This window comes from Pseudomonas sp. GCEP-101 (assembly GCF_025133575.1).
Lineage (GTDB): Bacteria > Pseudomonadota > Gammaproteobacteria > Pseudomonadales > Pseudomonadaceae > Pseudomonas > Pseudomonas nitroreducens_B.
In genome coordinates, this window is record NZ_CP104011.1 from 4,063,558 (window position 1) to 4,078,414 (window position 14,857).

At 63.8% G+C, this 14,857-nt stretch carries 10 protein-coding genes; 4 read left to right on the plus strand and 6 right to left on the minus strand.

Annotation, left to right across the window (positions count from 1 at the left end; genetic code table 11):
* Nucleotides 1–49 precede the first annotated feature (49 nt).
* The 4 genes from clpX to N0B71_RS18745 all read left to right on the plus strand — a co-directional run bounded on the left by clpX (nt 50) and on the right by N0B71_RS18745 (nt 6,387).
* Complete coding sequence (gene clpX / locus N0B71_RS18730) at nt 50–1,330, plus strand: ATP-dependent Clp protease ATP-binding subunit ClpX (RefSeq protein WP_259754197.1); 1,281 nt, start codon at nt 50–52, stop codon at nt 1,328–1,330.
* Between the two features lie 133 nt (nt 1,331–1,463).
* Complete coding sequence (lon, locus tag N0B71_RS18735) at nt 1,464–3,860, plus strand: endopeptidase La (RefSeq protein ID WP_259754198.1); 2,397 nt, start codon at nt 1,464–1,466, stop codon at nt 3,858–3,860.
* A 136-nt stretch (nt 3,861–3,996) separates the two neighbouring features.
* A complete protein-coding gene (gene hupB / locus N0B71_RS18740) occupies nt 3,997–4,269 on the plus strand; it encodes a nucleoid-associated protein HU-beta (RefSeq protein ID WP_003087931.1) in 273 nt (90 codons plus the stop codon).
* 228 nt (nt 4,270–4,497) lie between these two features.
* Nucleotides 4,498–6,387: a SurA N-terminal domain-containing protein gene (locus tag N0B71_RS18745; protein ID WP_259754199.1), complete on the plus strand. Its 1,890-nt coding sequence runs from the start codon at nt 4,498–4,500 to the stop codon at nt 6,385–6,387.
* A gap of 176 nt (nt 6,388–6,563) precedes the next feature.
* Here the strand turns inward: N0B71_RS18745 and fabI are convergent, their stop codons facing one another.
* From fabI to N0B71_RS18775, 6 genes are read right to left on the minus strand one after another with little or no spacing between them, the layout of a single operon-like run.
* Nucleotides 6,564–7,361, minus strand: coding sequence for an enoyl-ACP reductase FabI (gene fabI, locus N0B71_RS18750; RefSeq protein ID WP_259754200.1), 798 nt, complete (start codon nt 7,359–7,361; stop codon nt 6,564–6,566).
* A 30-nt stretch (nt 7,362–7,391) separates the two neighbouring features.
* On the minus strand, nt 7,392–9,002 hold the full coding sequence (locus N0B71_RS18755; protein ID WP_259754201.1) for an ABC transporter ATP-binding protein: 1,611 nt from the start codon (nt 9,000–9,002) through the stop codon (nt 7,392–7,394).
* 1 nt (nt 9,003) lies between these two features.
* The gene (locus N0B71_RS18760; RefSeq protein WP_259754202.1) at nt 9,004–10,023 is read right to left on the minus strand and encodes an ABC transporter permease; all 1,020 of its coding nucleotides are present in this window, start codon (nt 10,021–10,023) and stop codon (nt 9,004–9,006) included.
* 4 nt (nt 10,024–10,027) lie between these two features.
* Nucleotides 10,028–11,110, minus strand: coding sequence for a microcin C ABC transporter permease YejB (locus N0B71_RS18765; protein WP_259754203.1), 1,083 nt, complete (start codon nt 11,108–11,110; stop codon nt 10,028–10,030).
* Nucleotides 11,110–12,975, minus strand: a complete 1,866-nt coding sequence (locus tag N0B71_RS18770) for an extracellular solute-binding protein (RefSeq protein WP_259754204.1) — start codon at nt 12,973–12,975, stop codon at nt 11,110–11,112. Before N0B71_RS18770 ends, N0B71_RS18765 begins: the two co-directional genes overlap by 1 nt.
* Complete coding sequence (locus N0B71_RS18775; RefSeq protein WP_259754205.1) at nt 12,972–14,801, minus strand: extracellular solute-binding protein; 1,830 nt, start codon at nt 14,799–14,801, stop codon at nt 12,972–12,974. The genes N0B71_RS18770 and N0B71_RS18775 overlap by 4 nt, the downstream gene beginning before the upstream one ends.
* Nucleotides 14,802–14,857: the final 56 nt, after the last annotated feature.

Consider the following 14,857-nt stretch of genomic DNA (forward strand, 5'->3'; position numbering starts at 1 on the left):
GAATGCCTTCATCTTGTCCTTCACGTATATCCCCGATTGGAACGATCGAATGACTGACACCCGCAACGGCGAGGACAACGGCAAGCTGCTGTATTGCTCCTTCTGCGGCAAGAGCCAGCACGAAGTGCGCAAGTTGATTGCCGGCCCCTCGGTCTTTATCTGCGACGAGTGCGTCGACCTGTGCAATGACATCATCCGTGAGGAGGTGCAGGAAGCACAGGCGGAGAGCAGTGCGCACAAGCTACCGGCGCCGAAAGAGATCCGCACCATCCTCGATCAGTACGTGATCGGCCAGGAACGTGCCAAGAAAACCCTGGCAGTAGCGGTGTACAACCACTACAAGCGCCTGAACCAGCGTGAGCGCAAGGACGACGTCGAACTGGGCAAGAGTAACATCCTGCTCATTGGCCCGACCGGCTCGGGCAAGACCCTGCTGGCCGAGACCCTGGCGCGCCTGCTCAATGTTCCCTTCACCATCGCCGATGCCACCACCCTCACCGAGGCGGGCTACGTAGGCGAAGACGTCGAGAACATCATCCAGAAGCTGCTGCAGAAGTGCGACTACGATGTCGAAAAGGCCCAGATGGGCATCGTCTACATCGACGAAATCGACAAGATCTCGCGTAAATCCGACAACCCGTCGATCACCCGCGACGTGTCCGGCGAAGGCGTTCAGCAGGCGCTGCTGAAGCTGATCGAAGGTACCGTGGCTTCCGTACCGCCCCAAGGCGGCCGCAAGCACCCGCAGCAGGAGTTCCTGCAGGTCGACACCCGCAACATCCTGTTCATCTGCGGTGGCGCGTTCGCCGGCCTGGAAAAGGTCATCCAGAACCGTTCCACCAAGGGCGGCATCGGCTTCAACGCCGAAGTTCGCAGCCAGGAAGCAGGCAAGAAGGTGGGCGAGGCGCTGCGTGAGGTCGAGCCGGAAGACCTGGTGAAATTCGGCCTGATCCCCGAGTTTGTCGGCCGTCTGCCGATCATCGCGACCCTCGACGAGCTGGACGAAGCTGCGCTGATGCAGATTCTGACCGAGCCGAAGAACGCGCTGACCAAGCAGTACGCCAAGCTCTTCGAAATGGAAGGCGTGGACCTCGAGTTCCGCCCCGACGCGCTCAAGGCCGTCGCTCGTCGCGCGCTGGAGCGCAAGACCGGCGCCCGTGGCCTGCGTTCCATCCTCGAAGGCATCCTGCTCGATACCATGTACGAGATCCCCTCGCAGAACGACGTCAGCAAGGTGGTGATCGACGAAAGCGTCATCGAGGGCTCCTCCCAGCCGCTGCTGATCTACGAGAACAGCGAGCAGCCGGCCAAGGCTGCACCTGACGCCTGAAACCAGAAGGGGCCCTAGGGCCCCTTTTTCCTTCCCATCTACCGCGCTTGTTTTTTCCCAGCCCTAACCCCATCTTAGGCCGAAGGGTCCAATCCCATCGTTTTGGCCAAGTGCCGCTGTAGAGCCGAATATCATGAAAACACTCGTCGAGTTGCCCCTGCTCCCCCTGCGTGACGTAGTGGTGTATCCGCACATGGTCATCCCGCTTTTCGTGGGCCGTGAGAAATCCATCGAGGCCCTCGAGGCTGCCATGACCAGCGACAAGCAGATCCTGTTGCTGGCGCAGAAGAACCCGGCCGACGACGACCCGGGTGCGGACGGCCTGTACCGCATGGGTACCGTGGCCACCGTCCTGCAATTGCTGAAGCTGCCCGATGGCACCGTCAAGGTGCTGGTGGAGGGCGAGCAGCGCGGCCAGGTCGAGCGCTTCATCGACGAGGAAGCCTACTGCCGCGCCGAGGTGTCGATCATCGACGAGGCCTCGGTCGGCGAGCGCGAATCCGAAGTCTTCACCCGCAGCCTGCTCAGCCAGTTCGAGCAATACGTGCAATTGGGCAAGAAGGTTCCCGCCGAAGTCCTGTCCTCGCTCAACAGCATCGATGAGCCGGGCCGCCTGGTGGACACCATGGCCGCCCACATGGCGCTGAAGATCGAGCAGAAGCAGGAAATCCTCGAAATCACCGAGCTGTCGGCCCGCGTCGAGCACGTGCTGGCCATGCTGGATGCCGAGATCGACCTGCTGCAGGTCGAGAAGCGCATCCGCGGCCGCGTGAAGAAGCAGATGGAGCGCAGCCAGCGCGAGTACTACCTCAACGAACAGATGAAGGCCATCCAGAAAGAACTGGGTGACATCGACGAGGGCCATAACGAAGTCGAGGAGCTGAAGAAGCGCATCGACGCCGCCGGCCTGACCAAGGAAGCCCTGGCCAAGGCCACTGCGGAGCTGAACAAGCTCAAGCAGATGTCGCCGATGTCCGCCGAGGCGACCGTCGTGCGTTCGTACATCGACTGGCTGGTGAACGTGCCGTGGAAGGCCGAGAGCAAGGTGCGCCACGACCTGGACAAGGCCGAGGACATTCTCGATGCCGACCACTACGGCCTGGAGGAGGTCAAGGAGCGCATTCTCGAGTACCTCGCCGTGCAGAAGCGCGTGAAGAAGCTGAAAGGCCCGGTGCTCTGCCTGGTTGGCCCGCCCGGTGTGGGCAAGACCTCGCTGGCCGAGTCCATCGCCCGCGCGACCAACCGCAAGTTCGTGCGCATGGCCCTGGGTGGCGTGCGTGACGAAGCCGAGATTCGCGGCCACCGCCGGACCTACATCGGTTCCATGCCCGGTCGTCTGATTCAGAAAATGACCAAGGTCGGCGTGCGCAACCCGCTGTTCCTCCTGGACGAGATCGACAAGATGGGCAGCGACATGCGGGGCGATCCCGCCTCGGCGCTGCTGGAAGTGCTCGATCCGGAGCAGAACCACAACTTCAACGACCACTACCTCGAAGTCGACTACGACCTCTCCGACGTGATGTTCCTTTGCACGGCCAACTCCATGAACATTCCGGCGCCGCTGCTGGACCGCATGGAAGTCATCCGCCTGCCGGGTTACACCGAAGACGAGAAGATCAACATCGCTTCGAAATATCTTGTACCGAAACAAACCGCGGCCAATGGTCTCAAGAAGGGCGAGCTGGTCTTCGAGGAAGCGGCGACCCGCGACATCATTCGCTACTACACCCGCGAAGCCGGTGTGCGCAGCCTCGAACGCCAGATCGCCAAGGTCTGCCGCAAGGCGGTCAAGGACGGCGGCAAGGCCAAGCGCATCGACGCCGTGGTGACCCCGGATTCGCTGGAAAACTACCTGGGCGTGCGCAAGTTCCGCTATGGCCTGGCCGAGCAGCAGGACCAGATCGGCCAGGTGACCGGCCTTGCCTGGACTCAGGTGGGCGGCGAGCTGCTGACCATCGAATCGGCCATGGTTCCGGGCAAGGGCGCGCTGACCAAGACCGGCTCCCTGGGCGACGTCATGGCGGAATCCATCACCGCTGCGCTGACCGTGGTTCGTAGTCGTTCGAAAAGCCTAGGCATCGCCCCGGACTTCCACGAGAAGCACGACATTCACATCCATGTGCCGGAGGGTGCGACGCCCAAGGACGGCCCCAGCGCGGGCATCGGCATGTGCACCGCCCTGGTCTCGGCGATCACGCAGATTCCGGTCCGCGCCGACGTGGCCATGACCGGTGAAATCACCCTGCGGGGTCAGGTGCTGGCCATTGGCGGTCTGAAGGAAAAACTTCTCGCGGCGCACCGGGGTGGAATCAAGACTGTGATCATTCCCGAGGAAAACGTACGGGACCTTAGGGAAATTCCGGATAATATTAAGGCCGATCTCGTTATTAAACCGGTTAAATGGATTGACGAGGTCCTGCAAATTGCGCTGCAATACGCCCCGGAGCCCTTGCCCGATGCGGCTCCCGAGATGGTTGCAAAGGATGAGAAGCGCGAGTCTGATTCCAAGGAGCGAATCAGCACGCATTAGTTGGGGGGCTTTCTTGACACTGTTTTTGAGCCCTTGTTATAAAGCGGCACTTGCTTTGTCAGTTGGCAAACCAGCACCTGCTTTTGCTTACACCTAACACATAGAAACATACTCAACAGAAATAAGGGGACTTAGAGTGAACAAGTCGGAACTGATCGATGCTATCGCCGCATCTGCTGATATCCCGAAAGCTGTTGCCGGTCGCGCTCTGGACGCGGTGATCGAGTCCGTAACTGGCGCCCTGAAGGCTGGTGACTCCGTCGTACTGGTCGGCTTCGGCACCTTCGCTGTCAAAGAGCGTGCTGCTCGCACCGGTCGCAACCCGCAAACCGGCAAGCCGATCAAAATCGCTGCTGCTAAGATCCCGGGCTTCAAGGCCGGTAAAGCCCTCAAGGACGCTGTCAACTAAGCGTCTTTTTGGACTTGACCTGGGCCGGTTCAACCTCGGTTGGGCCGGTCACGGAGCGGTGACCCGGCTGGCGTAGGTCGGTTGGAATCATCAGGGGTCACGGGCTCAAAGCCCGCAAGCTCCACCAGTTACGAGAAGGCGCATCCTCGGATGCGCCTTTCTTATATCCGCTTTTTTTTCCACGCCGCGCCGCCATTGACGGTGGGCCGTGGCCGCGTCGGGGGCCGCATGCTGCAAAACATCAGGGACAATTCCCAAGGCTGGATCACCAAGACCATCCTGGGCGTGATCGTTGTCCTCATGGCTTTGACCGGGTTCGATCAGATCATTCGCGCAACCCACCACGAGAACGTCGCTGCTCAGGTCAACGGTGAAGACATCGGTCTGCCGGAACTGCAGCAGGCTGCGGACATGCAGCGCCGCCAGCTGATGCAGCGTCTGGGCAAGGACTTCGACTCGTCGATGCTCGACGACAAGCTGCTCAAGGACTCCGCGCTGAAGTCGCTCATCGAGCGCAAGCTGGTCCTGCAGGCCGCCCAGAATGACAAATTCGCCTTTTCCCAGCAGGCGCTGGACCAACTGATCCTGTCGACCCCTGAATTCCAGGTGGATGGCAAGTTCAGTGCCGAGCGCTTTGACCAGGTCATCCGCCAGATGGGCTATGACCGCATGCAGTTCCGCCGCATGTTCGGTGAGGAAATGCTGATCGGTCAGCTGCGCGCCGGCATCGCCGGTACCGGCTTCGTCACTGACGACGAGCTCAATGCCTTCGCTCGCCTGGAGAAGCAGACCCGTGACTTCGCCACCCTGACCCTCAAGGCCGACCCGGCCAAGAGCAAGGTCGAGGACAGCGAGATCAAGGCGTACTACGACGCCCACAGCGCCGAGTTCATGACGCCCGAGCAGGTCACCATCGATTATATCGAGCTGAAGAAGTCCGGCTTCTTCGACCAGGTCGAAGTGAAGCAGGAGGACCTCGATGCCCTCTATCAGAAGGAAATCGCCGGCCTGGCCGAGCAGCGCGACGCCGCGCACATCCTGATCGAGGTGAACGACAAGCAGAACGACCAGCAGGCCAAGGCCAAGATCGACGAGATCAAGGCACGCCTGGACAAGGGCGAAGACTTCGCCAAGCTGGCCAAGGAGCTGTCCAACGACACCGGCTCCGCCGCCAACGGGGGCGACCTGGGCTACGCCGGTCGTGGCGTGTATGACCCGGCCTTCGAAGAAGCGCTGTATGCGCTGAAGAAGGGCGACGTCTCCGCACCGGTGAAGACCTCCTACGGCTGGCACCTGATCAAGCTGCTGGGCGTGGAAGCGCCACAGGTTCCGACCTTCGACAGCCTGAAGGCCAAGCTGGAGCACGAAGCCAAGACCCAACTGGTCGAGCAGCGCTTCGTCGATGCGACCAAGCAGCTGGAAAGCTCCGCCTACGAGGCGTCCGACCTGGCCCAGCCGGCGCAGGACATGGGCCTGAAGGTCCAGACCAGCAAGCCGTTCGGCAAGGAAGGCGGCGACGGCGTAACGGCCAACCGCCAGGTCATCCAGGCCGCTTTCAGCCCGGAAGTGCTGGAAGAGGGCGCCAACAGCGGCGCCATCGAGCTGGACCCGGACACCGTGGTCGTGCTGCGCGTGAAGGAGCACCACAAGCCTGCGCAGGAAACCCTGGAGCAGGTCCGTGCCGACATCCTCAAGCGCCTGCAGATCGAGCACGCCGCCACCGATGCCAAGGCGCGCGGTGAAGCGCTGCTGGCTGGCCTGCGCGACGGCAAGATCCCGCTGACCCAGGCTCAGGAAGGCCAGGACTGGAAAGTCGTGGAAGCCGCCGCCCGTGGTCAGGAAGGTGTCGACCCGGTTGTGCTGCAGAGCGTGTTCCGCATGGCGCGCCCGCAAGGCGCCGACAAGCCCAGCCTGGGTGGGGTCGCGCTGCAGAACGGTGACTTCGTGGTGATCAAGCTCCGCGGTGTGAGTGAGCCGGAAGGCAAGCCCACCGAGCAGGAGAAAGCGATGTACCAGCGCTTCCTCGCGTCGCGCAGTGGCGCGGACGACTTCGCTGCGTTCCGTCGCTACCTGCAGGACCAGGCGAAGATCGAGAAATTCGACGACGCCAAGAAGTAATCGACAGGGGCCGCGCAAGCGGCCCTTGTTCTTTCAGGCAAAAGAAAAGGCCGCATCAGCGGCCTTTTTTCTTTTTATGGAGCTGTAGGAGCGAGCTTGCTCGCGAATCGATCCCCATAAGTGCCGCGGGTGGGTTCGCGAGCAAGCTCGCTCCTACACCATCGCCATGGGCGGTTTCAGTCGTCGTCCAGCGGGCCCATCGCGGTGGTGTTGAAACCGCCGTCGACATAGAGGATTTCACCGCTGATGCCGCTGGCCAGGTCCGAGCAGAGGAAGGCGCCGGCGTTGCCGACCTCCTCGATGGTCACGTTGCGCCGCAGCGGTGTCTGGCGTTCGCTGGCGGCGAGCATCTTGCGGAAGCTCTTGATGCCGGACGCCGCCAGGGTGCGGATCGGGCCGGCGGAAATGGCATTGACCCGGGTGCCTTCCGGGCCGAGGCTGCCGGCCAGGTAGCGCACGCCGGCTTCGAGGCTGGCCTTGGTCATGCCCATGACGTTGTAGTTGGGCAGCGTGCGTTCGGCGCCCAGGTAGGAAAGCGTCAGCAGGCTGCCATGACGGCCGCGCATCAGCTCGCGCCCGGCCTTGGCCAGGGCGATAAAGCTGTAGGCGCTGATATCGTGGGCAATGCGGAAGCCATCGCGGGTGGTGACCTCGGTGAAGTCGCCGTCGAGTTGGTCGCCCGGCGCGAAGCCCACCGAGTGGACGATGCAGTCGAGGCCATCCCACTGCTTCGCCAGCGCGGCGAACACGGCTTCGATGTCCGCATCGCTGGCCACATCGCAGGGGAAGCACAACTCGGCGCGGGAGCCCCAACTGGTCGCGAATTCCTCGACACGGCCCTTGAGCTTGTCGTTCTGGTAGGTGAAGGCGAGCTCGGCGCCTTCCCGGTGCATCGCCGCGGCAATGCCGGAGGCGATGGACAACTTGCTGGCGACCCCGACGATGAGGACGCGTTTACCGGCGAGAAATCCCATGGTCACTCCCTTGATCAGGCTGCTGCAGGTTCAGGCATTCGTCGGAGCCAGGAACGCCGCTTCCAGCAACTGTTGCGTGTAGGCATGCTGCGGCGCGGCGAAGACGTCCTCGGCCAGCCCCTGTTCGACCACCTTGCCGTGGCGGATCACCATCAACTGGTGGCTGAGGGCCTTGACCACCGCCAGGTCATGGCTGATGAACAGGTACGTCAGGTTGTACTTGGCCTGCAGGCCGCGCAGCAATTCGACGACCTGGCGCTGTACGGTGCGGTCGAGCGCCGAGGTCGGCTCGTCCAGCAGGATCAGCGCCGGCTTCAATACCAGGGCACGGGCGATGGCGATGCGCTGCCGCTGGCCGCCGGAAAACTCATGGGGGTAACGGTGACGGGTGTCGGGGTCGAGCCCGACTTCCTTGAGCGCCTCGATGATTGCCTGCTCGCGTTCCTCGGCCGTACCCATGCCATGGATTTCCAGGCCCTCGCCGACGATCTGGCCCACCGACATGCGCGGGCTGAGGCTGCCGAACGGATCCTGGAAGACCACCTGCATTTCACGCCGCAGAGGCCTGACTTGCGCCTGGTTCATGCCCTCGATGGCCTGGCCCTCGAAGCGGATGCCGCCCTGGCTGTTGATCAGGCGCAGGATGGCCAGGCCCAGGGTCGACTTGCCCGAACCGCTTTCGCCGACGATGCCCAGGGTCTGGCCACGCGGCAGGCTGAAATCGATGCCGTCCACCGCCTTGACGTGGTCGACGGTCTTGCGGAACACGCCTTTCTTGATCGGGAACCACACGCGCAGGTCGTCGACCTCCAGCAGGGGCGCACCGGGCGTGTTCTGCGCGGGGGTACCGCTGGGCTCGGCGCCGAGCAGTTCGCGCGTGTAGGGGTGCTGCGGGGCCTCGAAGAGGGTCTCGCAATCGGCCTGCTCGACGATGCAACCGCGCTTCATCACGCAGACGCGATGGGCGATGCGACGCACCAGGTTGAGATCATGGGTGATCAGCAGCATCGCCATGCCCAGGCGCTGCTGCAGGTCGCGCAGCAGGTCGAGGATCTTCAACTGCACGGTGACGTCCAGCGCGGTGGTCGGTTCGTCGGCGATCAGCAATTCCGGTTCGCAGGCCAGGGCCATGGCAATCATCACCCGCTGCCGCTGGCCGCCGGAAAGCTCGTGCGGGTAGGCCTTGAGGCGCGAGGCGGGGTTGGGGATGCCGACCAGGTCGAGCAGCTCCAGCGTGCGGGCGCGGGCCTGGTTGCCGCTCATGCCCTTGTGCAGGGCGAGTACTTCGCCGATCTGCTTCTCGATGGTGTGCAGCGGGTTCAGCGAGGTCATGGGTTCCTGGAACACCATGGCGATGCGGTTGCCGCGAATGCCGCGCAGCTTGCGCTCGGGCAGCTTGAGCAGATCCTTGCCGGCGTACTGGATGCTGCCGGAGGGATGGCTGGCAGTGGGGTAGGGCAGCAGGCGCAGGATGGAGTGCGCGGTGACCGACTTGCCCGAGCCGCTTTCGCCCACCAGGGCCAGGGTCTCGCCCTTGCGGATGTCGAAGCTGATGTGTTCCACCGCGCGCACCTGCTCGTTGCCGCAGAGGAAATCGACGGACAGGTCGCGGACTTCGATGAGGTTCTCGTTCTGGCTCATGTCACTTCCTCGGGTCGAAGGCGTCACGGGCGGCTTCGCCGATGAACACGAGCAGGCTCAGCATCACGGCCAGCACCACGAAGGCGGTGATGCCCAGCCAGGGCGCCTGCAGGTTGGACTTGCCCTGGGCGACCAGTTCGCCCAGCGAGGGCGCGCCGGCGGGCAGGCCGAAGCCGAGGAAGTCCAGGGAGGTCAGGGTGCCGATCGCGCCGGTGAGGATGAAGGGCATGAAGGTCAGCGTGGAAATCATCGCGTTGGGGAGGATGTGGCGGAACATGATCGCGCCGTTGCGCATGCCCAGGGCGCGCGCGGCGCGCACGTATTCCAGGTTTCGGCCGCGGAGGAATTCGGCGCGCACCACGTCCACCAGGCTCATCCAGGAGAACAGCAGCATGATCCCCAGCAGCCACCAGAAGCTCGGCTGGACGAAGCTGGCGAGGATGATCAGCAGGTAGAGCACCGGCAGGCCCGACCAGATTTCCAGGAAGCGCTGGCCGAGCAGGTCGACCCAGCCGCCGTAGAAGCCCTGCAGGGCGCCGACGATGACACCGATGAGGGAGCTGAGCACGGTGAGGATCAGGGCGAACAGCACCGACACGCGGAAGCCGTAGATCACCCGTGCCATGACGTCGCGCGCCTGGTCGTCGGTGCCCAGCCAGTTCTCCGCGGTCGGGGCCGAGGGGGCCGGCACGCGCAGGTCGTAGTTGATGGTGTCGTAGCTGTAAGCGATCGGCGGCCAGAGGATCCAGCCGTCCTTCTGGGCGATCTGCTCGCGCATGTACGGGCTCTTGTAGTTCGCCTCCATGGGGAACTCGCCGCCGAAGGCGGTTTCCGGGTAGCGCTTGAGCACCGGGAAGTACCACTGGCCGTCATAGTGGATGGCCAGTGGCTTGTCGTTGGCGATCAGCTCGGCGCCCAGGCTGAGGATGAACAGTGCAAGGAACAGCCAGAGCGACCACCAGCCGCGTTTGTTGGCCTTGAAGCGCGCCCAGCGGCGCTGATTGATGGGAGACAGGCGCATCGGATTACTCCCGGTTCTCGAAGTCGATGCGCGGATCGACCAGCGTGTAGAGGACGTCGCTGACCAGCTTCATGATCAGGCCGAACAGGGTGAAGATGAACAGCGTGCCGAACACCACCGGGTAGTCGCGGTTCAGCGCCGCCTCGAAGCTGAGCAGGCCAAGGCCGTCGAGGGAGAAGATCACCTCGATCAGCAGCGAGCCGGTGAAGAAGATGCCCAGCAGGGCCGACGGGAGGCCGGCGATGATCAGCAGCATGGCGTTGCGGAACACGTGGCCATAGAGCACGCGGCGCTCGGTCAGGCCCTTGGCGCGGGCGGTGACCACGTACTGCTTGCCGATCTCGTCGAGGAAACTGTTCTTGGTCAGCAGGGTGATGGTGGCGAAGTTGCCGATCACCAGCGCGGTGATCGGTAGCGCGAGGTGCCAGAAGTAGTCGCGGACCTTGCCACCCCAGGTCAGCTCGTCGAAGTTGTTGGAGGTCAGCCCGCGTAGCGGGAACCAGTCCCAGTAGCTGCCGCCGGCGAACAGCACCACCAGCAGGATGGCAAAGAGGAAGGCGGGGATGGCGTAGCCGACGATGATCGCCGAGCTGGTCCAGACGTCGAAGTGGCTGCCGTGGCGTACCGCCTTGGCGATGCCCAGCGGAATCGACACCAGGTACATGATCAGCGTGCTCCACAGCCCCAGCGAGATGGAGACGGGCAGCTTCTCGACGATCAGGTCGGTGACCTTGGCATCGCGGAAGAAGCTCTGGCCGAAGTCCAGGTGCACGTAGTTCTTGAGCATGATCCAGAAGCGCTCGGGCGCCGGCTTGTCGAAGCCGTACATGCGCTCGATTTCCTTCACCAGTTCCGGGTCCAGGCCCTGGGCGCCGCGGTAGTGCGTGCCGGCAGCGGCCACTTCACCGCCGCCGCCGGAAATGCGCCCGGTGGCGCCGCCGCTGGCGGCGTCGAAGCCTTCCAGTTTGGCGATCATCTGCTCCACCGGGCCGCCGGGGGCAGCCTGGATGATGATGAAGTTGATCAGCAGGATGCCGAACAGGGTGGGGATGATCAGCAGCAGGCGCCGCAGGATGTAGGCCAGCATCAGTTGGCCCCTTGGGCGAGTGCGCCGTCAGCCGGTGTTTCGTTGGTGGCCTTGGCGTCGGTCCTGGTCGGCACGGCTTTGTCGCGGGCCTGCCACCAGGTCTGCAGCGCGTAGCTGTAGGGTGGCAGTTTTTCCGGGTGGGCAATGCGGTTCCAGTAGGCGATGCGCCAGTTGCCCAGGTACCAGTTGGGCACCACGTAGTGGCCCCAGAGCAGGGCGCGATCGAGGGCGCGGGCATGGCGCACCAGGCTTTCGCGGGAGCCGGCGTTGATCAGGCCTTCCACCAGGGCGTCGATGCCCGGGTCGCGCAGGCCGATGAAATTGCGGCTGCCAGGTTTGTCGGCGCTGCTGGAGTGCCAGAACTCACGCTGCTCGTTGCCCGGCGAGCTGGACTGCGGCCAACTGCTGACGATCATGTCGTAGTCCCGCGAGCGCAGGCGGTTGATGTACTGCGAGACGTCGACGCGGCGCAGCTGCATGTCGATGCCCAGTTCGGCGAGGTTGCGCTTGAAGGGCAGCAGCACGCGCTCGAAATCCGCCTGGGCGAGCATGAATTCGAAGCTCAGCTGTTTGCCGTCGGGGCCGACCATCTTGTCGTTCTCGATCTTGTAGCCCGCCTCCAGCAGCAACTGGTAGGCCTTGCGCTTCTGCTCGCGGATGATGCCGCTGCCGTCGCTGGTGGGCGGCACGTAGACCTGGGTGAAGACCTGCGGCGGCAGTTTGTCGCGCAGGGGCTCGAGGATCTTCAGTTCTTCGGCGTCCGGCAGCTGCTTGGCAGCCATCTCGGAGTTCTCGAAATAGCTGCCATCGCGCAGGTAGGAGCCGAAGAACAGCTGCTTGTTGGTCCATTCGAAGTCGAACAGGTTGGTGATCGCTTCGCGCACGCGCGGGTCCTGGAACACCGGGCGGCGGATGTTGAAGGCGTAGGCCTGCATGCCCCACGGGTTGCCGTTGACCGGCTCCTCGCGGACGATGCGGCCGTCGCGCACGGCGGGCGAGTCGTAGGCGGTCGCCCAGTTCTTCGCGATGCGCTCGTCGTTGAAGTCGAACTGCCCGGCCTTGAAGGCTTCCAGGGCGACGGTGAGGTCGCGGTAGGACTCCACCACCACGGCATCGAAGTTGTTGAAGCCGCGGTTCACCGGCAGCTTCTCGCCCCACCAGTCCTTGACCCTCTCGTAGCGGATCGAGCGGCCGGCCTCGACCTTGGCGACGCGGTAGGGGCCGCTGCCCAGCGGCGGCTCCATGTTGGTCTTGTTGAAGTCGCGGTTGGCCCACCAGTGCTTGGGCAGGATCGACAGCTGCCCGAGGATCAGCGGCAGCTCGCGGTTGTCGCCGTGCTTGAAGTCGAAGCGCACGCGCAGCTTGTCCTCGGCCACCACCTTGTCGACGTCCGCGTAGTAGTTGCGGTACATCGGGTCGCCGTCTTTCATCAACGTCTCGAAGGTGAACACCACGTCCTCGGCGGTGACCGGCGTGCCGTCCTGGAACTTCGCCTCGGGGCGCAGGTAGTAGCGGACGAACCGGTGCTCCGGGTCCTTCTCGATCTTCTCGGCGAGCAGGCCGTATTCGGTGAAGGGTTCGTCGAGGGAGTGGAAGGTCAGGGTGTCGTAGATCAGGTTGATCTGCGGCGCGGAGTTGCCCTTGGCGATGAAGGGGTTGAGGCTGTCGAAACCGCCGAAGTCGGAGAGGCGCAGCGTGCCGCCCTTGGGCGCATCCGGATTGACGAAATCGAAGTGCTTGAAGTTCGCCGGGTACTTGGGCGCTTCGTCATACAGGGTGATGGCGTGCTGCGGCGCGGCCTGCGCACTGCCCAGCAGTCCCAGCAACAGGCCGGCGCAGAGCGCGGCGCGGCGGGGGCTTTTCATAGAGTGTTCTCCTGGTCTTTTTGCCACCAGGCGCGCAGGCCCAGGGTATAGGGCGGCGTGGTGACGAAGGCGAAGCGGTTGCGGTACGCCAGTCGGTGCTTGTTCAGGTACCAGTTGGGAATACTGTAGTGCTGCCACAGCAGCACCCGGTCCAGGGCGCGGGCCGCGGCTTCCTGCTGGTCGCGGTCGGTGGCGCCGAGGAGTTTTTCGAGCATCGCATCCACCACGGGGTTGGCGATGCCCGCATAGTTCTTGCTGCCCTTCACCGCCACCTGGCTGGAATGGAAGTACTGCCATTGTTCGAGGCCGGGGCTCAATGTCTGGGGCAGGGTCATCAGAATCATGTCGTAGTCGAACTGGTCCAGACGCTGTTTGTACTGGGCGCGGTCCACGGTGCGCAAGCTCGCATCGATACCGATGCTGGCGAGATTCTCGCGATAGGGCTGGAGGATGCGTTCCAGGCTGGGGTTGACCAGCAGCATCTCGAAGCGCAGCTGCTTGCCGTTGGCGTCCAGCAGGCGGTCGCCGGAGAGCGTCCAGCCAGCCTCGGCCAATAGACCCAGCGCGTGGCGCAGGGTTTCCCGCGGGATGCCGGCGCCCTTGGTCACCGGTACGGTGAACGGGCGCTTGAACAGCGCTTCGGGCAATTGCTGGCGGTAGGGCGAGAGCAGCAGCCATTCCTGGCCCTGGGGCACGCCGCTGGCGGCAAAGGTGCTGTTGGGGTAGTAGCTGCTGGCGCGCACGTAGGCGTCATTGAACAGCGCGCGGTTGGTCCATTCGAAGTCGAACATCATGCCCAGCGCCTCGCGCAGGCGGCGATCGGCGAAGGTGGCGCGGCGCGTATTCATGAACAGCGCCTGGGTCTGCGTCGGAATCTGGTGGGGTATTTCCGCCTTCACCACGTCGCCGCGGCGCACCGCCGGGAAGCGATAGTTGCTGCGCCAGTTCTTCGCCTGGTGCTCGATGTAGATGTCGAACTCGCCGGCCTTGAAGGCTTCGAAGGCGATGCCGGCATCGCGGTAGAAGTCCACCTCGACGCGGTCGAAGTTGTATTTGCCGCGGTTCACCGGCAGGTCCTTGCCCCACCAGTCCTTGACCCGCTCGAACACCAGGCGTCGCCCCGGCACCACCTCGCTGATGCGGTACGGGCCGCTGCCCAGCGGTGGCTCGAAGGTGGTGGCCTGGAAGTCGCGGCCTTTCCAGTAGTGCTGCGGCAGCACCGGCATTTCCCCCAGGCGCAGGATCAGCAGCGGGTTGTCGTGCCGCTTGAAGACGAACCGGATGCTTTGGGCCGAAAGAATGTCGACCCGCTGCACTTCCTGCAGGTTGGTGCGGTACATCGGGTGCCCGTGCTTGAGCAGCGTGCGGTAGGAGAACGCCACGTCATAGGCGGTGATCGGCTTGCCATCGTGGAAGCGGGCTTCCGGGCGCAGGTTGAACACCACCCAGCTGCGGTCCTCGGCATACTCCACGCTGCGCGCGATGAGGCCATAGCTGGAGGCGGGCTCGTCGCCGGAAGGATCGTACAGGCCCGTCCCGACCATCAGCGGCTCGTTCAGCTCGCTGACGCCGTACTGCAGGAAGTCCGCAGTGCTCACCGGCGGGCTGCCCTTGAAGGTGTAGGGGTTGAGTGTATCGAAGGAGCCCAGGCCCATCAGCCGCAGCACGCCGCCCTTGGGCGCATCGGGGTTGACCCAGGCGAAGTGATCGAAATTGGCCGGGTACTTGAGGTCGCCGAACTGCGCGTAGCCGTGGCTCTCGGTAATCTGGGCGGAGGCGGGGAGGCCTAGGAAGAGTCCCAGGAAGAGCAGAGACAAGCGACGCATCAGGCGTAGGATCCGATCCTGGCTGGCTGAAGGGGTTAGCGTCGTACAGTAGCAGC